Genomic DNA, 18,985 nt, shown 5'->3' on the forward strand with positions numbered 1-18,985 from the left:
CTCGTTACGAAGCCAGCGCCAGCTCCGCGGCCTTCACCGCGTGCAGCGTGGTGGTGTCCAGCAGCGGCACGGCGGCGTCGTGCGGTTTCACGAGCATCGAGATTTCGGTGCAGCCCAGGATGATGGCCTGCACTCCGCTGTCCACCAGCCGGGCCATGATGCGGCGGAACTCGCGCCGCGACTCCGGCAGCACCTGTCCCAGGCACAGCTCCTCGTAGATCACGCGGTGCACGATGTCGCGGTCCGCTTGGTCGGGCACGCGCACCTGCAAGCCGTGGCGCTGGCGCAGCCGCTCCTTGTAGAAGTCCTGCTCCATGGTGAAGCGCGTGCCCAGCAGGCCCACCGTGCTCAGGCCCGCCTGGCGGATCTCCTCGCCCGCCGGGTCGGCGATGTGGAACAGCGGGATGCGCACCGCCGCCTCCAGCTCCTGCGCCACCTTGTGCATGGTGTTCGTGCACAGCACCAGGAAGTCCGCGCCCGCAGCCTGCAGCGATCTCGCCGCGCCGGCCAGGATCAGCCCGGCCGAGGTCCAGTTGCCCTCGCGCTGCAGCTGCTCGATCTCGTGGAAGTCGACGCTGTAGAGAATCACCCGGGCCGAGTGCAACCCGCCCAGGCGGGCCTTCACGGTCTCGTTGATGATCCGGTAGTAGGGCACGGTGGATTCCCAGCTCATGCCGCCGATGAGGCCGATGGTCTTCAAATCAAGCATCCTCCTTGGGGTCACAGCGACGCGATGCGTTGGATGAGTTCCCGCTTTTCCCGAGAGCCTGCCAAGCATGCTCCATGCGGATCTTGCCCTCGCGCAGCAGGCGTACGAAGACGAGGGGCCGCTGGGAATAGCGATCGTCGTATTTCCGGTCGAGCTCGCGCCGCCTGCTTTCAAGATACTCCTGGATCGCCCACACGCCGTCGATGCCGGATGTCGCGGCGGCGCGAGTTTTGAAGTCCGCCACGATTTCCGCCAGATCCGCTTCCACGGCGGCGGCTAAAACTTGTTGCGCTAGCTTCTTTTCAGGCTTGGACCCATCGAGGTCGTGGTACGTGGCGGCTTCCAGGCGGTAGCGATTCAGTCCGGGCGGCGCAGCCGCTGCGCCTCGAAGAACTGCAGCATGGCCGCGGTGGCGTCCGGGCCGCTGGCATCGGTGTAGGAGCCGCCGGGACGGCCGCCGGACCACGCATGGCCCGCCCCGTGCACGGCCCAGTGCTCGGCGCGCAGCCGTCCGGTGGCGTCGTGCCAGACGCGGCGCGTGTAGGAGCGTCCGCCCGGGCTGCTTCCGCGCTCGGTGTGGCTGGCCGCCGCGGCCTCGGTACAGGCGGCCAGGGCCCGCTCGCCGTTGGACGGGTGCACGGTGCCGTCCCGGTCGCCGTGGAAGACGATGGTGGGCGGCACCGGGCCTTGGGCGGCCGGCTTCTCGTTGGCGTGAGCTTCGGCCTCGCCGTCCTCCAGGCCGTCCCAGCCGGGGAGCCCGGCCATGCCGGGCAGCTCACCCAGGTCGGGCATGCCCGGCAGGTCCTTGAGCTGCTTCAGGTCCTTCAGGCCCGGCAGGCCTTTCAGCTCCATCAGGCGTTTCAGCTCGGGCAGGTCGGCCAAGCCCGTGCCACCCGCCATGCCGCCAGCGCCGGCCGGCGCACCCTGCATTGCCGCCAGCGCGGAGGGCAGGTCGCGCGCCGCGCCGGCGGGCAGCCCGGAGTGCACGCCCACGGCGGCGAACAGGTCGGGATAGGCGGCGCCCAGGATGGCTGCCATCGCGCCCCCGGCCGACAGGCCCGCCACGTACACGCGCTGCGGGTCGATGCCATGGCGCTCGACCACGGCGCGCGTCATGCCCGCCAGCAGCGCGGGCTCGCCCCGGCCGCGCCCCTGGTGGTTGTGCTTGAACCAGTTCCAGCAGCGCTGCGGGTTGGCCTTCTGCGCCTGCGCCGGGTAGAGCACGTAGAAGCCCTGTTCGCGCGCCGCGGCGTTCATGCCGGTGCCGACGGCGAAGTCGTCCGGGTGCTGGGTGCAGCCGTGCAGCATCACCACCAGCGGCAGGCCCTTGCCGTGGCGTTCCGGGGGCACGTAGAGCTTGTAGTCGCGCGAGAGGCCGGCCTCGGTGTGGTGGCCGTCGAGAAAGCTGTCGCCGCCCGGGCGGCACGGTGCCTCGGCCGGCGCCCCTGCCGGCTCCGGCTCGGTGACCGGGCGTGGGAAGCCGCCATCGGGCCGGTCCGTGAGCTGCTTGGCAAGGGCGGAGAGCGACCGGCGCAGGAACGCCCCGGCTTTGGCCCTGGCGGGGTCCGCGGCCGGACGGGGAGCGCCAGCCGTATCGCGCGGGGGCGCGTCGGGTGGCACCGGCGTCGCCGCAGCCGGGGGGCTGGCCTCGGCCGCGCGCGGCGCGGCTTCGAAGGCGCTGCCCGGCAGTGCGCCGGGCGGGTGGTCGTCGAGCACGCGCGCCTGGATGTCGATGACGTCCCAGCGCCCGCCGGTCGGTGAGGCGTGAGGGGCCGGCGGCGGCACCTGCCCAGCCAGCGCGGCCTGGATCAGTGCGGCGGCGGCCTGGAGGTCGCCGGCGCGCGTGAGGCGCGTGGCTTCGGCCATGGCTTGCTGGAAAGCGGGGTTCATGAATGTTCCTGACAAGGTGAGGGAAGCGCCTCAGCGCATCCGGGAGGCCAGTGCCGCCTTGACGGCTGCGCTGGCTTGCAGCACGCCCAGCACCACGATGGATTCGATGGTGTCGAGCGCGAGCTCCGGGGTGACATCGGTGCCGATGCTGGCCAGCCCCAGCACCCGGATCTGAAGCCGCTGGCCGGCGGCCTGCACGGCGCGCAGGTCCTCGGCACTGAAGTGCTGGATGCCCAGCACCAGCGTCCGCCGCGTCACCGCCTGCTTCACCGCGTCGGCATGCGACGCGAGCTGGTTGCGGATGGCCGTGCGGATGAGATCGGTGCGGTTGGCATAGAAGCCTTCCTGCACCAGCAGGTCGATCTGGCCCAGGTCCACGACGCCGAGGTTGATGGTGATCTTCTCGTCGGTGGAGCGGGCGGCGGGGGCGGTAGTGGCGCTGCGGGGTGGCATGTCGGCCATCCTACAGGCATCCATGAACCATCCAAGTAGATGGTAATCATGGTGCAATGGGTATTCCGGTTGTGCCGCGACCCAAAGAAAAAGGCCGCCCAAGGCGGCCTGAAGAGCAGGAAACGGAAAGCTTGCGGCCGGCACGGTCGGGTGCCGGCCACCGGGGCGGGTCAGGCGCTCAAGGCAACACCGGCGCTGCCGCCGCCCGCTGCACGATCAGGTCCGCGTCGCGCTGCAGCAGCAGCCGCTGCGACACCAGCTCGGCTGCGGCGGCCTTCACCGCCGCCTCGTAGCCCGCCTGGGTGCCGTACAGCTCTTCCAGCGAGGGCCGCGCGTCGCCGGCCGCCAGGCGCGCCGCCATGGTCTTGTGGAACGGGATGAAGCTGCCGGTGAGGTTGGACAGGTCCACGATGCCCGGCGTGGCCACGTAGTTGAACTCGATGCTCGTGCCCAGCGGCGCGCGCGCCTCCACGCTGCGGATGCCCGCCCGCGTCAGCCCCGTGGCCGCGTCCACCTGCGGCACCAGGATCGCGTAGTCCTTGTTCAGGTAGGCCGGCGGCAGCAGCGTGGCGATGCCGGACTCGTCCTGCGGCCGGTACTGCGGGCCGAAGTCCAGCAGCGGGAAGCCGTTGTAGCGCGCCAGGTACGTGAAGTCCGGGATCGGCGTCGGCGTGCCGCTGACGGGCCAGGTGAGGCCCTTCATCGCGGGGAAGGCCACCGCGTCGGGCCGCACGAGCGTGCCGTCGGCGATCTTCGGCACCTGGCTCGCCGGCGGCTCGGTGCCGCGCACCACCCAGTCCTCCAGCGCCAGGAAGAGGGCGCGGAAGGTGTCGTTGAAGTGCACCACCGTGCCGGCCGGGTACACGTTGCGCGTGGGCGCGTAGCTGATGCTGCCCACCCCGCCCGCGCCGCCGTGCTGCGTGCTGCTGTAGTAGTAGATGCGCGCGTTGCCCGGCTGCGCCAGGTCGCGCAGCCCGTTGGCGTCGGTGAGCACCGGCGAGCCCTGCAGCTGCCAGAACTCGGTGCCCGAGAGGCCCAGGAAGAACTTGGGGCAGGTGGCGGTGGCTTCGCAGCGCGCCATCACGCCGCCCTTGCGGCCGCTGACGTCGTCCACGTAGTCCTTGTCCAGCCCGCGCGGCGCGGTCTGGCCGAAGGCGGTGTGGTCGGTGCGCAGCCCGCCGCCGCCGCCCGGCACCGCGAAGCGCGTGTTGATGTGGGTCTGCCGCGCCGCCACGTGCGCGTACAGGCCGTCGAACACCTTGGAGCCGTCCAGCGCCTGGTTGAAGCCCAGGTGCAGGAAGGTCTTCATCGCGTTGCCCGACTGCGAGGTGCCCTGGCCGATGGTGCTGGTGATCTTGCCCGCCAGCGGGTTGGCGGTGCCGGCGGCATCGGCCACCGCGCCGCGGAAGAAGCTCACCGTGTCGCGCAGCGCCGCCAGGCCCACGCCCATCACCTTCGGGTCCTTGGCGACGTAGACCAGCTCGTACAGGTACTTCGGGTCGAAGCCGCCCTTGAGGCAGACGCTGGCCGGGTTCGGCGTGCCGGGGAAGGGCGTGGCCGCGTCGCAGGCGGCGAACTTCCAGTCGCTGGCCGGGATCAGCACGCGCGGGTCGGTTTCGTTGGCGCGGCGCGTGAGCGAGAAGCCGGGCTGCGTGTTGTCCAGCGTGGCGGGCTCGTAGGGAATCATGCTGCCGTTGAACACGCCGCCGGGCAGCGTCATCGCGGGCGTGGCGGCGCTGGGCACCAGCTCGGCGCGGTAGGGGCCGGTGATGCTGCTGCCGTCCGGGTTCTTCGCCACCGGCACGGTGGCGGTGAGCCGCGCGGGGCTGCTCTTGGGCACGTCGCCCTGCCACGCGGCGTAGAGCATCACGTAGCCGCGCTCCAGGTACACGGCGTCGCTGGGCGTGGCCGCCGGGTTGAGCATCGTGAGGATGTTGCCGCGGTTGGGCGCGTCGTAGCGCAGCACGCCGCTGGCCTTGCCCATGTCCTTGGGCTTGAGCATCACGAACTCGGTCTTGTACTCGACCATGCCGCGCGCGTTCACCGGCGCCAGCGCCAGATCCTGGATCACGGCGTTCTTCGGGTCCTTGGGATCGACCTCGCCGCTGATGACGCCGCTGACCTTCTCGTACGCGCCCACGCTGCCGTAGCTGCCCGGGAAGTCCTCGGTGGCGGTGACGGACAGGCGCAGCTCGGGCTTGGCCGCGGGCGCGGCGGGTGCCGGCGCAACCGGCGGGTCGTCGCTGCCGCCGCAGGCGGACAGCAGCGCGGCGCTGGCGCACAGAGCCAGCAGGCTTTTCTGGAATCGCATGGAGTCTCCTTGGGATGAGCGCAGCCACACCGCCGTGCCGGCGGTGGCTGGAAGGGGCCTTCTTCTGTGGAAGGCCTTGGGGATGAAAGCGGTGCGCTCGCGGCGCCAAGGGCCGCCGCGGGCGCCGGGCCGTCAGGCGCGCGGCATCACTCGGCCTCGATGCCGGCGGCCTTGATCACGCGGCCCCACTTCTGGGTTTCCTCGGCCTGGAACTTCGCCAGCTCCTGCGGCGAGGCGGTCCAGGGTTCGGCGCCGCTGCTCTCGAAGAAGGTCTTGGCGGCGGCGCTCTTCACGGCCACGCCCAGCAACTCGTTGAGTCGCGCCACCACCGGCTGCGGCGTGGCGGCGGGCACGTAGGCGGCGAACCAGTAGCCCATGTCGTAGCCCTTGACGCCAGCTTCGGCGATGGTGGGCACGTCGGGCAGCATCGGGCTGCGCTTGGTGGTGGAGTAGCCCAGCGCGCGCAGCTTGCCGGCCTTGACCTGCGGCACGCCGGTGGCGGTGTCGGTGATCATCAGGTCGATCTGCCCGCCCAGCAGGTCCGTCACCGCCTGCGGGTTGCTCTTGTAGGGCACGTGCAGGATGTCGGTGCCGCTGAGCTGCTTGAACATCTCGCCGGCCACGCGGCTGGACGAGCTGCCACTGCCGAAGCTGAGCTTGCCGGGTGTCTTGCGCGCCTGCGCCAGCAGGTCGGCGACCGTCTTGTAGGGCGCGTCCGCCCGCACCACCAGCACCTGCCCGCCCTTGCCCAGGCCGGCGACGGGCGCGAAGTCCTTCACCGGGTCGTAGGGCAGCTTCTTGTACAGGTGCTCGTTGGCCGCGTGCGTGGTGTTGGTGGTGATCAGCACGGTGTAGCCGTCGGCCGGGGCGCGCGCGGCGGCCTGCGCGGCCATCATCCCGCTGGCGCCGGCCTTGTTGTCCACCACCACGGGCTGCTTGGTCTGCTCGGTGATGGACTGGCCCAGCGCGCGCGCGAGCTGGTCGGTGGCGCTGCCGGCGGCGAAGGGCACCACGAAGGTGACCGGCTTCTCCGGGTATTTCGCCTGCGCCTGCGCGGCGGGCGCGCCCAGTGCGGCGAGGGTGGCGGCGGCGATGGCCGCGAGGGCCTGGCGGCGGGGGAAATGGGTCATGGCTTGTCTCCTGGGGTCTTGGTGTGTCAGGCCGGTTGCCGCAGCAACGGCGCCAGCTCGGCGGGAACGTCGATCTCGATCTCCAGCAGCAGGAAGGCCAGCGCCTTGCCGTGGCTGTCCAGGTTCAGCGCGTCGTTGACGCCGCCGTCGAGCACGCCCTCCAGCACGAAGTTCATGGCCTGCAGCTTGGGCAGCAGGTGGCGCGTGACGCGGCGCGGCCGGCGGTGCGCGAACTGGCGCGCCACGGCCTCTTCCGTCACTTGTGCTTCCAGCAGCGGGTACAGCGCCGGGTGCCAGGCGATGACGCTGATGTTGGAAATGTTTCCCTTGTCGCCGGTGCGGCCGTGGGCCAGCTGCTGCAGGGGCACGCGCAGGGCGCGGTCGGTGCTTGCGCTCATTCGAAGAACTCCAGTTGCGCGCTCACGCGCTCGCGCGGCACCAGGCAGGACACGGTGCCCAGCCGCTGGCGCAGCCCCGTGCGCACGCCGCCGCCGCCGGCGGGGCCGCAGGTGTAGAGCGCGGTCACCTCGCGCGCCAGCCGCTCGGCCTGCTGCTTCTCGGTGTGGTTGAGCGCCACGCGCAGCCGCACGTCGCGCGCGTCGCCCACCGGCTGGCTCGACAGCCACTGCCCGGCGTCGTCGCCGAACACGCTGGCCACGCCGATCAGGTCCACCCGCAGCGGCCCGCACTCGGCCAGGCGCCGGCGCAGCACGTCGCCCGCCAGCCGCGCGCGCGCCTCGGCGCCGCGCCCGGCGTAGGAAATCTCGCCCTCGGCCAGCCAGCCCTGGGCGTGGAACACGTTGGCCTTGAGGTGCGTGGGCCGCGCGTGGCCGCGCACGCCGTGCAGCCGCACGCGGTCGGGGCCCACGGTCTCGACCCAGGCCTCGGTGATGTCGGCCACCACGTCCGGCGTCAGGTAGGCGGCCGGGTCGTGCAGCTCGTACAGCAGCTGTTCCTTGACGGTGTGCTCGTCCACGCAGCCGCCGGTGCCCTCGGCCTTGCCGATGACGCAGCCGCCGTCGGCGTCCAGCTCCGCGATGGGGTAGCCGACAGTGGCCAGGTCCGGCACGTCCTTGAAGCCCGGGTCGGCGAAGTAGCCGCCGCAGACCTGCGCGCCGCACTCCAGCAGGTGCCCGGCCATGGTGGCGCGCGCCAGGCGGTCCCAGTCGTCCCCGGCCCAGCCGAAGTGCGCCAGCGCCGGGCCCACGGTCAGCGAGGGGTCGGCGACGCGGCCCGTGATCACCACGTCCGCGCCCGCGCGCAGCGCCTCGGCGATCGCCTCCGCGCCCAGGTAGACGTTGGCGCTGGCGATGTTCAGCCCCTGCGCCGCCACGCCCAGGGCCTCGTGCAGCAGGCCGCGGTGCGCCTCGTCCGAGAGGTCGTCGCCGCTGACCACCGCCACGCGCGGCGCGCGGGTGCCGAGTTCGCGCGCCAGCGCCAGCACGCGGCGCGCGGCGGCCTGCGGGTTCGCCGCGCCGAAGTTGCCCACGATGCGGATGCCGTGCGCCAGGCAGTCGGCCAGCACGGGCGCCAGCATCTCGGCCAGCAGCGGCTCGTAGCCGGCTTCCGGGTCGCTGCGGCGCGCGAGCTGCGCCAGCGCCAGCGTTCGCTCGGCCAGGGTTTCGAAGATCAGCACGGCGGGCAATCCGCGCCGGATGAGTGTGTCCACCACCGGTCGGGCGGCGTCGGTGCGGTCGCCGGAAAAGCCGGCGGCGCAGCCGATGAGCAGGGTGTCGGTCATGGCTCCTGGGGCTGGGTGGCCTGTTCAAGGCCGATGCAGCCACTGTAGGCAGCGCGATTCAATTGGAGAATTCGTTTGTTTGGATCAATTCATCCGTTTTTCAGATGAGCGACACCGATGTCTCCACGCGCCAGCTGCGCGCCTTCGTGGCGCTGGCCGAGACGCGCAACTTCACCCGCGCCGCGGCGCGGCTGCACCTGTCGCAGCCGGCCTTCAGTGCGCTGATCCGGGCGCTGGAGGAGGCCGTGGGCGCGCGGCTGTTCGACCGCAGCACGCGCCACGTGGAGCCCACGGTGGAGGGCGCGCTGTTCCTGGAAAGCGCGCAACGGCTGCTGCGCGACCTCTCGCTGAGCGTGGCCGACCTGGGCGAGCACGTGGCGCGCCGGCGCGGGCGCGTGGCCCTGGCTGCGCTGCCGGCGCTGGCCGCGGGCTGGCTGCCGCCACTGCTGGCGGCGTTCCGCCGGCGCTACCCGGACATCGAGCTGGACGTGGCCGACGCGCTGTCCGAAGGCTGCGTGGAGCGCGTGCGCGCCGGCCATGCCGACTTCGCACTGGCGGCGGTGCGGGCCGTCGCGCCGGAGCTGCTGGTGGAGCCCTTCTGCGCTGACGGTTTCCACCTCGTGTGCCCGCGCACGCATGCGCTGGCCCGGCGCCAGAGCGTGCGGCTGCGCGACCTGGCGGGCGAGCCCTTCATCCACCTGGCGCGCAACAGCAGCGTGCGGCAGCACATCGAGTCGGCGCTGTGGCCGGGGGCGCTGGCGCTCAAGCCGGTGATGGAGCTGGAGCAGCTCAGCACCGTGGCCGGCATGGTGCGCGCCGGGCTGGGCATCACGGTGGTGCCGGCGCTCACGCTCTTCCACTTCGAGCACCCGGAGCTGGTCACGCGCCCCGTGGTGGACGCCCCGGGGCTGCGGCGGCAGATCTACAGCATCCGCCGCCGCGACCGCAGCCTCTCGATCGCGGCGCAGGCGCTGTTCGACGAGCTCATGGCGCAGCGCCCGGCGCTGGAGGCGGCGTGAGTCAGGGCTTGGGCACCAGCATGTAGCCCTCGATGCGCCGCGAGCCGGACGACGAGACGGTCTGGCCGGTGCCGACGATCACGCCGGTGTCGCTGATGGCATTGGCGTCGCCCAGCGCGTACCAGCCCCGGCTCAGTGCCTCGGGCAATTCGGCCAGCGACACCGAGGTCGTGCCGTTGTCGCGCCAGACCCGGCCGCGCCCGCGCGGATCGGCCGTGCCCTCGAATTTGTAGCCGGCGACCTCGCGGAAATTGTTCAATCCCCGCGCAAAGGTCGGAAAGCCCGGTTCCGCGCGCAGGCGCTTGTAAGTGTCGCCCAGACGCAAAAATGCCATCGCGCTGAAAAGCTCGCCCGTGGCACCGGCGTACATATACCCGGTGATGTCGCCGTTGTCGTTGATCCCGGTCGGCACCAGGTTGTCGGAACCCGTGGGTATTCTCAGGATTTGGGGTGTGCGCCCTTTCAATTTCCGGACACCCTGCTTATACCGAATGCCGTTCGTCTCGACTTCCCGGTAGCCGACAATGTCACCGTAACGGTTTATTGCGGTGGCCTGGGCCGACAGGCCGCCCCAGGTGCCCAGGTCCGTGCTGGCCGTGCCTTTCCAGAGCATGGCGTGGCGCACGCCGGGCGCGGACTCGGACCAGCCCACGATCTCGGATTGGTTGTTGATCGCCGCCGCGTAGGAGCTGCCCCCGCCCAGCGAGGGCAGCGTGGTGATGGCGCCGGTGTCCAGCCTCCAGCGGAAGGCCTGGGTCTGCGCGCCTTGCGTGAACCAGCCGACGGCTTCGCCCAGGTTGTTGACGCCCCGCGCCTCGCCGGGGCCATCGGTGTAGATGACCTTGGGCGCCTGGCCCGGCACGAAATAGGCCGGGCGCATATTGCCTTCGATGCTGAACCAGACGTTGCCCGCCGCCGCCTTGCCGTTGCGGCTCAGGGCCAGTCCGAAACTGCTGCCGCCTTGCACCGTGCCCAGCCTCAGCACACGATAGCCGTTGGTGCCGGTGGCCAGCGCCGCGGATTCAGGAACCTCGTCATCGATTTCAACCGCTTGCGCCGCCTGCATCAGGCCGGCGGTGAACAGGGGAATCAAACAGAAAAGCCGCTTCATGAAACCCTCCGGGAAAAATGCCGCACGCTCCGCTCGTGCCTGAATCAGGCTAGCGGTGTGCCTTGTTTTTCCCACCCCCGAGGCGGGCCATGTGTTGTTTTACAGGATTGGAATTATTTGAATATCCAGCCCGGGATATTCCCGGGCTTCAATACCCCGCGCAGGAGATCAGCGCGGATGGGGCGCCAGCGCGTTGGCCGTGGGTTGGAGCGAGGCGGCATCCGGCAGCAGGCGCTTGACGCCGTTGGCCGGCAGCGGTGGCGGGCAGGCCTGCGCCAGGGCCACGCCCTTGAGGAAGGCGCGCCGCACGCTGCCCGCGGTGATGGCGGCGGCGACGTTCTTCGCGTGGCGCTCGGCGCCGGTGAGCTTGCGGATCCAGCCGCGGAAGGGGATGGCGCCCGACACCGCCCCCTGCACCGCGTTCACCGCGGCGTTGCCCACCTCGTCCACGCCGCGCTCCAGCACCGAGGGACGGTCCGGCGAGGCGGGGGCGTCCAGGTCCGGGCCGAGTGCCGCGTCCAGGGTGGCGATCTCCACCGCCAGCGCGGCGCAGTCGTGCGCGGCGGGCAGCTGGTAGGGGCCGGCGCGCGCCGCCTGCAGCACCGGCGGGATGTCGTCGCGCAGGAGGTTGAAGTCGCCCAGGGGCGAGACCACCGCCGAGCCCACGCCCTTGGCCACCTTCGGCGTGGCCGGTGCGGGCGCACCGGCCGGATCGGGCGCCGGCAACGACGGCGGCGGTGCCTCCGCCGCGGCCGTCGCCTTCGACTCCCCGGACGGCGGCGCCTTGCCCGAAGCCGCACAGCCCGCCAGCGCCACCGCGCCCAGCAGAACCCAGACTTGCTTCATCGATCTCCCCCCTCGTTTCGCTTCTTTCCTGAATGGCGCCGCCTCACGCGGCCGGCTCCGCCACCTCCAGTGCCAGGGTGACGCTGAAGGTGCTGCCCTGGCCCGGCGCGCTTTGCAGGGCCACCTGGCCGCCCATCATGGCCACCAGGCGGGTGACGATGGACAAGCCCAATCCGGTGCCGCCGAAGCGCCGCGTGGTGGAGGCGTCGGCCTGCGTGAAGGGCTCGAACACGGCCTGCTGCTGCTCAGGCGAGATGCCGATGCCGGTGTCGCTGACTTCCAGGCACAGCCGCGCCCGCGGCCCCTGGCGCTCCAGCAGCCGCGCGCGCAACGTCACCTGGCCCTCGGCGGTGAACTTCACGGCGTTGCCCAGCAGGTTCGAGAGCACCTGCCGCAGCCGCAGCGCGTCGCCGCGCAGCCACGCTGGCAGCTCGGGATCGATCTCCAGCTGCACGCGCAGCGGCTTGCCCGCGGCCTGCGCCTCGGCCTGGGCGTGCAGCACCTGCAGCAGCGGCCACGGCTCGAAGGGCTGCTCCTCCAGCCGCATCTCGCCCGCCTCGATCTTGCTGAGGTCCAGCACGTCGTTGACCAGCGCCAGCAGGTGCGTGCCGGCGTTGGCGATGTGCTGCACGTACAGGCCCTGCTTCTCCTCCAGCGGCATGCGCTGCAGCAGCTGGCTCAGGCCGATGACGGCGTTGAGCGGGGTGCGGATCTCGTGGCTCATGTGCGCCAGGAAGGCGCTCTTGGCCCGGTTGGCCGCTTCGGCCTGCTCGGTGCGGAGGCGCAGTGCCTCCTCCTGGCGCTGGCGCTCGGCCGCGCGCAGCATGCCGTGCAGCAGCAGCGCGAGCACGAAAAACGCCATCGCCACGCCCAGCCCGGCCACCGCCGGCGACAGCAGCTGCAGCTGCCGCAGGAAGGCCGGCCGCGCCTGCACCTCCAGCAGCCACTCGCGCCCGAACACCGGCAGCTGCACCTGCTGGGTCGGGACGTGTCCGCGCGGCTGCCAGCTGTTCGAGGTGTAGAAGCGGTCGGGCGCGTTCCAGGGCTGCAGGTCGCTCAGCGCCAGTGCCAGCGTGCCGAACTGCGCCTCGAAGTCGGCCAGCACGTCGTTGGCCACCAGCAGCATCACGGCCCAGCCGTAGGTCGCTTCCTCGCGCTGCGCGCGCGTGAGGGGGCCGCCGTGGGTGTAGATGGGCAGCGACAGCACGAAGCCGTGGCCTGCGGGCGTGCCGGGCAGCAGCAGCGACAGCGGCGCCGACAGGCGCGGCTCGCCGCTGAGCATGGAGGCGCGCAGGCACACGCGGCGCCGGATCTCGGTGGCCAGGTCCAGCCCTTCGACGTCCCGCCAGTCCGTCGAGGGGGGCTCCATGAACATCAGCAGGAAGCGCTCGGGCGCGTCCAGCCCGTCGGGCTTGAGTTCGCGGATGCGGAAGCCCGGCTCGCCCTTGTGGCGCATCTCGGCCATGAAGGCGTCGTCCTGCTCGCGCAGCGTGCGGCGCACGAAGCCCACGCCGCTGGCGCCGGGGAAGCGCTCGCGCAGGTCGAACGAGCCGGCGAAGCGGCGGAAGGCGTCGCGCGTGAGCGCCTCGGCCGAGGTGCCGGCCACGCGCACGGCGCCGCGGGTGGCGTAGAGGGCGTACTCGTAGGACTGCATGCGCTCGCGCAGCCGGCCGCTCACCTGCGCCGTGGCGGCCTGCAGCTGGGCCTGGACGCGGGCCTCGTTGCCGCGCCACTGCAGCCAGCCCACGGCCACGCCGGCCACCAGCCCGACGAGCAGCACGGCCAGGCTCCAGCGCCGCGGCTCCAGGGGAAGCGGCTCTGCGGGCGGTGCGCTGCGAGACTGCATGCCCCCATTAGAACAAGGGGGGCGGGCACTTCGGCGTCTATTCGCTGCGCTCTCCGCCGCCCTGTTGGCTGCCGGGGACGGCCTGGCCGCCGTGGTGTTCCGCGTCCGTGGCGTCCGCGAGGCCCAGGTACTGCGCCAGGCCCTGTTCCAGCTCTGCCTGCCAAGCCTCGGGGCTGAGGATGCGCAGGTGCGGCATCCAGTAGCGCACGATGGGCAGCACCTGGCCGGCATGCGCGGCCTGCAGCGAGACGACCAGGCTGCCGTCCTCCAGCGCCTGCTCGATCTTCTGGCTGGCGATGAGCTTGCGCCGCCGGAAGTGCGGCGCCGCCTGCGCGTCGATGCGCAGCAGCACGCGCTGGCGCGCCTGCCACAGCGTGTCCTCGTCGGCGAGCTGTCGCTCGGTGCCGGGGTCGGGGCTGAAGCTCTCGCGCGACACCCGCAGCGCCCGCATGCGCGCCAGCGAGAAGGTCTTGAACTGCCCGCGGTCGCGCGCCGCGAGGTACCACGCGCCCTTGTGGCGCAGCAGCCGGTAGGGCTCGATGCCGGCGTAGGCCTGCACCAGGCCTTCGTCCTTGAGCAGCTCGAAGCCGATGCGCCGATGGGCGACGATCGCGTCCTCCAGCGGCCGTGCCAGCGCGTGCCGCTCCTGCGGCGCGGCGCCGGCGAGGATGGCGCGCTGCACGCGCGCCTCGAACAGCTCGCGCGCCAGCTCGTCGCCGGGCAGCGCGCCGCGCACCGCCGCCAGCGCGGCGAGCTGCTCGATGTCGCGCGTGCCCAGGCGCCCGGCGAAGGCCGCGTCCAGCCGCCAGCCGCCGCGCTCGCGCTCCAGCGGCAGGAACGCCAGGCGCCGTGCCAGGTCGCGCCGCAGGGTGGCCGCGCTCACGCCCAGCTCGGCCGCCAGCGCCGAGGGCCCCACGCGCTCGCCGTGGTTGAGTTTCATGAGCAGCAGCGCCAGGCGGCGGGCGAGGGCGTCGTGGTCGGACATGGAGTGACTGCGGTGGAGTGGGGCGGAAGCCGCCAGGCGCGCTGCCCAGGCGTCGGCAGGAAGGCTGTGCAAGCGGCGTGCGTGGGAGCGCTGCGCCGGACTTCACAGGTGGGGCTGGCGAAGGCGCTTGCAAGCCGGCGCCGTCAGCCGCGCGCAGGCCGGCGTCTGCACAATCGCCGCCTTTTCCACTGCCCTTGCACGCTCTTGTCCCGTTCCGAACGCCTGCTCGACCTGCTGCAGCTGCTGCGCCGGCACCGCCGCCCGGTGGGCGGGGCGGCGCTGGCGCAGGAGCTGAACATCAGCCTGCGCACGCTCTACCGCGACATCGCCACGCTGCAGGCGCAGGGCGCGGGCATCGACGGCGCGCCCGGCCTGGGCTACGTGCTGCGCGAGGGTTTCACGCTGCCGCCGCTGATGTTCTCGGTGGAGGAGATCGAGGCGCTGGTGCTGGGCTCGCGCTGGGTGATGGAGCGCGGCGACGCGCGGCTGGCCACGGCCGCGCGTGACCTGCTGGCCAAGGTGGGCGCGGTGCTGCCCCCGCCGCTGCGGCGCGAGCTCGACGACAACGCGCTGCTGGCCGGGCCCGGCGCGCCGCTGCAGGACAGCGGCCAGCACCTGGCCGCGCTGCGCGAGGCGATCCGCCAGGAGCGGCGGCTTGAGCTGGGTTATCGCGACGCCGGGGGCCGCACCAGCACGCGCACCGTCTGGCCCTTCGCGCTGGGCTTCTTCGACCAAGTGCAGGTGCTGGTGGCGTGGTGCGAGCTGCGCGAAGACATCCGCCACTTCCGCACCGACCGCATCGACGCACTGCAGCTGCTGGCCGAGCGCTACCCGCGGCGGCGGCAGGCGCTGCTGCAGGACTGGCGGGAGCGGGAGGGTGTGCGGCAGGCGTAGGCAGGCAGGGTGCGCAGGCACGCACGCGGTACGGGCCTGGGCATGGGTCGAATCTGGACGGAAATGGATTGCGGCGCTCTGGTCGAATATTTCTGCCGCTGAATATCCGTTCCTTCATGGCCTTGCGGACATATAACCATCTGCGCGTGCAGAGGATTCAATGCGTCTTCTTGATGGCGATAGTCCCTGTCAACGTACTGGCTCAGCGGCCGCCGAAGCGATAGATTGAGGATTTATACTGTCGGTAATGGGGTTGCATGTTGATAAAGAAAGGCTAGAAAACCAGTGCGACACCCATCTACAGTGCCGAATTGATCGTAACGGGCCAAGTAGAGTGAATCGTCAATATTGTCAAAATCGTAGTAGATTTGCTCATCCAGTTCGCAGTGTCTGCATATCATCATTGCTTTGCGAACTGCCTCTGCCAACCCCTCTATTGATTGAATGTCGGCTTGTTGCAGCCTTGCCAGAAGCCACTTTCCTGCCTTGGTCGGGTCTCGCTCTCCAGGAACCTCGTTGAGCGCGGAAATTATTTCCTGCTGACTCCGGCTCAGCGCGATCGCAATAAACTCGTAAGGCGGTTTATCTGTATCTGCAATAACCGAGTCAGCCCATGCCACGGCCTGCTCCGGTGACAGTATCGTCGTCTCAATGCCTTTAGAGAAGTATTCTGCGATGTCGGCGGCTGTCGGCGTCATGGTTGACAAATAACCCGATGTGTGACGTCACGTGCGGCCATGGGCCATCGCGTGAAGGAAAGATTTAGCCACGAACTGACATTCCCGGCTTGAACATTCTGCGCAATTAAAAAATTGGGTGTGGATGTACATGGATCGCGCCAGACGCCTGAGTTAAGCTACGTCGCGAGGCGGTGTCGGTTTGAACGAGTTGTTAGGCGGGCCAGCCATCAGCTCTGCACGCAACGGGCAGCCCACCGTCGGCGCAAAGTCTACTCGCCAGATGTCGATCTCAAATGGTCTGCCATCCTGATCGAGATTGAGTTCTGCGGAAACGGAAACGCCATCAAGGTCGTGGAAGTGGCACTCTGCAGGCGATGATCCAAGTTTACGAGAGCTGTCGAAAGACGCGATGAACAAGCTGCCCATGCCACCGGCCGACATGGGTTTTACGATGAGCGCATCGATGTCAGCTGAAATGCCGGCAAGCTCGAATAGATACGCGACTATAGGACGCTCGTGCGCGAGAAGATGTCTCATGGCCGCCTAACGTGGAAATTCAGCGATCGCCAAAGCGGTCCGCTGCAAGGGTGGGTCAGAGAACATGGGTCACATTTTTACACGACAAATCTCCGCACTGCGGCGAGAACAGCGAATGCGAGACCTGCACCGCAAAGCCAGCAAATGCCACGAAGGGCTATTTCTTTGAGGGCAAGCCAGTAAGGCCGGCAAAGCATGTCTTTGAATCCATACGCAAAGTACTCCAAACCGACCACAAAGAGGATGACTGGAACGAAGAAGAGCAATGTGAGAGCGACTACGAACTGAAATTGCACTGACTCGTCAACAACGCCTGTAGCCGACTGCCATGCATCCAGCGCCGGCATGCCAAGCCCAACAACCAACCCGCTGCCTGTGGCAGAAAGACGAGTGGCAGATGGAAGAAGTTTCATGTGCTCTAACATTGAAATTCAGCGACTGGAAAAAGTGCAGCTTTTGCCGGTCCGCTGCAATGCCCAGTTGGGCGGCGAGCTTCCGGTACAGCCTGAAAATTGCGCACGCCGTAGGCGAAGCCAAGAACAAGTTTTTTGCCGGCTGATAAGCTCTAACGTTCGACATGAGCGGCGGCTTCTGGCTGGCGCAGCCAGCTTGAAGACGCCCGTTCGATGGAGGGTTTAGGATGCATGAAGTTGCCAGACGCCGTGTGGATTGAAGGAGGGATGATTTGGCTCGTGCCGTGTGTCCGGCTTTCGATGCATGGCAAAGCGCGGGGCTTCCTGTGCCACGCTAAACGTGTGGCCGTCTGCAAGAGCCGGATTCTCGGCCGCCTGCCAGAAGTTGAATCTGTTCATTAAATCAGCCGCTTCCGCAACAGCGAATGAGTTTGAAACCTCGCATTCAGGCAAACCGAAGTGATGCATGCCGCATGAGTAGTAGGACCGCTCGTCTCCAATCAGCGTCACCAAGGCGCTGTATTGCTCGAATGGCGTGCCGCCGAGGAGGTCCATCCACCGTTCCCACGGATGGGCAACGCCAGAGGACTCGACCTTCACCGCGATGCCGCCCGCGCTTCGGATGATTTGACTGAAACTCACAATCCGCTGGCGCTGGGATGCCATGTCCGCCGGAAAGTGAAGATATGCAGCCGACTTGTGCTGCTGCAAGGAGTGCATCACTTCTGGCGGTAACCTCCCTTGGCCAGCCAGTTTGAAGGCTTGTGCCATATGTGGATCGGCGGAATGTATTTCTAGTGGGACGTGATCCTTGGCCACGAGGTCCGCCAAGACCAAACCGGCAAACATGTAGCGCCCTTTCGGCTCAAGCGTGATAACAGCGCGAAGGAACTCGCTTCGGTCGGCCCATGGGCCAGGGATGCAGAGAATCATTTCGGTTGCCACATGGGGTCTTACGCCAATTAAACCTGTCGAGCCTTCTTCCACGATGCGGCCTAAGCGGTTCACCTTCACATCCTCCTCCAGCCGCGCTCTCTAACCAAAACGGTACGCCCAGCCCCTGATTTCAGCGCGTCGCTTTAGGCCGCCTAGAAAAACGCGAGTGGACACCAGCGATGCAAGCGACGATTTCCATGGCCTGGAAAGCGCTGCATTTGGGCTGGGGAATAATTTTTGGTCACCAGCAGCAAATTTTCGGATACCAAGCTCAAACCGCTCCGCCTGCTATCTCTTTTGTGCGTGGAGATCCGCCTGCGCCACTGTTCATCGCGCACGAAAGAAGGCTACGCCGGCTGGGCGCGATGATTCATCCTCTTTCACGGCAAGCGCCATTCAAATGACTTGGGTGTGGAGGAAGTCACGCAATTCCTGTCCTGGCTGGCCACCAAGCGGCAGGTTTCCGCCGCCACGTAAAGACGGGCTCGGTACCAAGAAGCGCGTCCTACAGGCTCAGCGCTTGATGCACGAGTTGGAAACGTCAGGGCGTGAAGAAGGCGGGCCAGCCACTGGCCGTCCCCGGACGGCCCCAGTCACGCTGCTGACGGAATCTGTCAGTGGCTGCCACGAGCATGGAGGCCTTCAACAACCAACCCGCTTCACGCGCCAAGGGAGAACCCAGATGACCACCCGCTTCGAACCCAACTTCGTCCTGCTCTACGTGCACAGCCCGCTGGAAAGCGTCGCTTTCTACACCGCGCTGCTGGGCAAGCCCCCGGTGGAGAGCTCGCCCACCTTCGCCATGTTCGCGCTCGACTCGGGCGTGATGCTGGGGCTGTGGGCCGCCAGCGGCGTGCAGCCCGCCGCCACCACGCCCGGCGGCTCCGAACTGGCCTTCGCCGTGGAGGGCGTGGACGCGGTGGAGGCGCGGCACACGGCCTGGAAGGCGCAGGGCATTCCCGTCATCCAGCCGCCCACGGCCATGGACTTCGGCCACACCTTCACGGCGCTGGACCCGGACGGCCACCGCCTGCGCGTGTTCGCACCGCGGATGGAGTGATTGAAGGCGCCGCCTGCGCCGCGCCCAAGGCCGCCGGCGCACGCGGTGCCCGTGACCGGTGTACCGGCGGCGCAAAGCACACCGCCTGCGCCAGCCCGCCAGGCGGCGTCAGTCGCCGCCGCCGTCCCCGCCGCCTCCGCCGTCCCCGCCTTCGTTGTCGCTGCCGTTGCCGTCCCGCCCGCCGCCCTGGGGCTTGCCGCGCCCGGTGCGCTCCTGCAGTTCGTCGATGCGCCGCGAGGCTTGGGCCTTGGTCAGCGTCTCGTCGAAGGGCTCCTTGGCCTCCTCGCTGAGCGTCTTGAGATAGGACTTCTGCGCCCCGGTCATGGGCTCGTCGCCCGTGACCCAGTCCTGCGGGTCCTTCTGCATGTTGCTCTGCTCGGCCTCGGCTTGCATGTGCTTGTCGGTCATGGACATCTCCAGGGTA

Annotated in this window: 22 protein-coding genes; 5 read left to right on the top strand and 17 right to left on the bottom strand. The window is 69.2% G+C overall.

Annotation, left to right across the window (positions count from 1 at the left end; translation table 11 throughout):
- Positions 1-4: 4 nt before the first annotated feature.
- The 8 genes from H537_RS0132295 to H537_RS0132330 form a co-directional block, all read right to left on the bottom strand.
- Complete coding sequence (locus H537_RS0132295) at positions 5-709, bottom strand: aspartate/glutamate racemase family protein (protein ID WP_310733038.1); 705 nt, start codon at positions 707-709, stop codon at positions 5-7.
- Entirely contained in the window at positions 702-1,175 is a 474-nt protein-coding gene (gene frp / locus H537_RS56365; RefSeq protein WP_169517135.1) for a fluorescence recovery protein, read from the bottom strand. The genes H537_RS0132295 and frp overlap by 8 nt, the downstream gene beginning before the upstream one ends.
- Positions 1,067-2,599 carry an extracellular catalytic domain type 1 short-chain-length polyhydroxyalkanoate depolymerase gene (locus H537_RS51730; RefSeq protein WP_029001188.1) on the bottom strand — a complete coding sequence of 511 codons (1,533 nt, stop codon included), beginning with the start codon at positions 2,597-2,599 and terminating at the stop codon, positions 1,067-1,069. Before H537_RS51730 ends, frp begins: the two co-directional genes overlap by 109 nt.
- 30 nt (positions 2,600-2,629) lie before the next feature.
- Positions 2,630-3,052 (bottom strand): ribbon-helix-helix domain-containing protein, encoded by a 423-nt coding sequence (locus H537_RS0132310; RefSeq protein WP_029001189.1) that lies wholly within the window; start codon positions 3,050-3,052, stop codon positions 2,630-2,632.
- Positions 3,053-3,230: 178 nt separating this feature from the next.
- On the bottom strand, positions 3,231-5,363 hold the full coding sequence (locus tag H537_RS0132315; protein WP_029001190.1) for an alpha/beta hydrolase domain-containing protein: 2,133 nt from the start codon (positions 5,361-5,363) through the stop codon (positions 3,231-3,233).
- A 146-nt stretch (positions 5,364-5,509) separates the two neighbouring features.
- Positions 5,510-6,493: a Bug family tripartite tricarboxylate transporter substrate binding protein gene (locus tag H537_RS0132320; protein WP_029001191.1), complete on the bottom strand. Its 984-nt coding sequence runs from the start codon at positions 6,491-6,493 to the stop codon at positions 5,510-5,512.
- Between the two features lie 26 nt (positions 6,494-6,519).
- Positions 6,520-6,891 carry an AtuA-related protein gene (locus H537_RS0132325; RefSeq protein WP_029001192.1) on the bottom strand — a complete coding sequence of 124 codons (372 nt, stop codon included), beginning with the start codon at positions 6,889-6,891 and terminating at the stop codon, positions 6,520-6,522.
- Positions 6,888-8,234, bottom strand: coding sequence for an acyclic terpene utilization AtuA family protein (locus tag H537_RS0132330; protein ID WP_029001193.1), 1,347 nt, complete (start codon positions 8,232-8,234; stop codon positions 6,888-6,890). Before H537_RS0132330 ends, H537_RS0132325 begins: the two co-directional genes overlap by 4 nt.
- Positions 8,235-8,338: 104 nt before the next feature.
- On the opposite strand from H537_RS0132330, the gene H537_RS0132335 reads away from it, so the two are divergent.
- Complete coding sequence (locus tag H537_RS0132335) at positions 8,339-9,253, top strand: LysR family transcriptional regulator (protein ID WP_029001194.1); 915 nt, start codon at positions 8,339-8,341, stop codon at positions 9,251-9,253.
- A gap of 1 nt (position 9,254) precedes the next feature.
- Here H537_RS0132335 and H537_RS0132340 read toward each other — a convergent pair whose 3' ends face one another.
- The 4 genes from H537_RS0132340 to H537_RS46775 form a co-directional block, all read right to left on the bottom strand.
- Complete coding sequence (locus H537_RS0132340; RefSeq protein WP_084151110.1) at positions 9,255-10,364, bottom strand: hypothetical protein; 1,110 nt, start codon at positions 10,362-10,364, stop codon at positions 9,255-9,257.
- A gap of 168 nt (positions 10,365-10,532) precedes the next feature.
- Positions 10,533-11,210, bottom strand: a complete 678-nt coding sequence (locus H537_RS55175; protein WP_064736084.1) for a hypothetical protein — start codon at positions 11,208-11,210, stop codon at positions 10,533-10,535.
- Between the two features lie 43 nt (positions 11,211-11,253).
- Entirely contained in the window at positions 11,254-13,056 is a 1,803-nt protein-coding gene (locus H537_RS0132350; protein ID WP_156902074.1) for a CHASE domain-containing protein, read from the bottom strand.
- Positions 13,057-13,093: 37 nt separating this feature from the next.
- Entirely contained in the window at positions 13,094-14,041 is a 948-nt protein-coding gene (locus tag H537_RS46775) for a helix-turn-helix transcriptional regulator (protein ID WP_051243935.1), read from the bottom strand.
- Positions 14,042-14,245: 204 nt separating this feature from the next.
- On the opposite strand from H537_RS46775, the gene H537_RS0132360 reads away from it, so the two are divergent.
- Positions 14,246-14,935, top strand: coding sequence for a helix-turn-helix transcriptional regulator (locus tag H537_RS0132360; protein WP_029001197.1), 690 nt, complete (start codon positions 14,246-14,248; stop codon positions 14,933-14,935).
- A gap of 233 nt (positions 14,936-15,168) precedes the next feature.
- On the opposite strand, the gene H537_RS53690 is transcribed toward H537_RS0132360, so the two are convergent.
- The 4 genes from H537_RS53690 to H537_RS53705 form a co-directional block, all read right to left on the bottom strand.
- On the bottom strand, positions 15,169-15,633 hold the full coding sequence (locus H537_RS53690; protein WP_156902075.1) for a hypothetical protein: 465 nt from the start codon (positions 15,631-15,633) through the stop codon (positions 15,169-15,171).
- A gap of 153 nt (positions 15,634-15,786) precedes the next feature.
- On the bottom strand, positions 15,787-16,152 hold the full coding sequence (locus H537_RS53695) for a DUF6984 family protein (RefSeq protein WP_156902076.1): 366 nt from the start codon (positions 16,150-16,152) through the stop codon (positions 15,787-15,789).
- 77 nt (positions 16,153-16,229) lie between these two features.
- Entirely contained in the window at positions 16,230-16,565 is a 336-nt protein-coding gene (locus H537_RS53700) for a hypothetical protein (RefSeq protein ID WP_156902077.1), read from the bottom strand.
- 222 nt (positions 16,566-16,787) lie between these two features.
- Positions 16,788-17,579, bottom strand: coding sequence for a DUF4261 domain-containing protein (locus H537_RS53705; RefSeq protein WP_156902078.1), 792 nt, complete (start codon positions 17,577-17,579; stop codon positions 16,788-16,790).
- Positions 17,580-17,680: 101 nt separating this feature from the next.
- On the opposite strand from H537_RS53705, the gene H537_RS53710 reads away from it, so the two are divergent.
- The 3 genes from H537_RS53710 (at position 17,681) to H537_RS0132375 (ending at position 18,561) form a co-directional block, all read left to right on the top strand.
- Complete coding sequence (locus tag H537_RS53710) at positions 17,681-17,905, top strand: hypothetical protein (protein ID WP_156902079.1); 225 nt, start codon at positions 17,681-17,683, stop codon at positions 17,903-17,905.
- Positions 17,906-17,912: 7 nt separating this feature from the next.
- Positions 17,913-17,978 carry a hypothetical protein gene (locus tag H537_RS56925; protein ID WP_375136349.1) on the top strand — a complete coding sequence of 22 codons (66 nt, stop codon included), beginning with the start codon at positions 17,913-17,915 and terminating at the stop codon, positions 17,976-17,978.
- Positions 17,979-18,183: 205 nt separating this feature from the next.
- Entirely contained in the window at positions 18,184-18,561 is a 378-nt protein-coding gene (locus H537_RS0132375) for a VOC family protein (protein WP_029001199.1), read from the top strand.
- Positions 18,562-18,669: 108 nt separating this feature from the next.
- Here the strand turns inward: H537_RS0132375 and H537_RS46780 are convergent, their stop codons facing one another.
- A complete protein-coding gene (locus H537_RS46780; protein ID WP_084151120.1) occupies positions 18,670-18,969 on the bottom strand; it encodes a DUF3072 domain-containing protein in 300 nt (99 codons plus the stop codon).
- Positions 18,970-18,985: the final 16 nt, after the last annotated feature.

The sequence above is a fragment of the Azohydromonas australica DSM 1124 genome (genome assembly GCF_000430725.1).
Classification (GTDB): Bacteria; Pseudomonadota; Gammaproteobacteria; order Burkholderiales; family Burkholderiaceae_C; genus Azohydromonas; species Azohydromonas australica.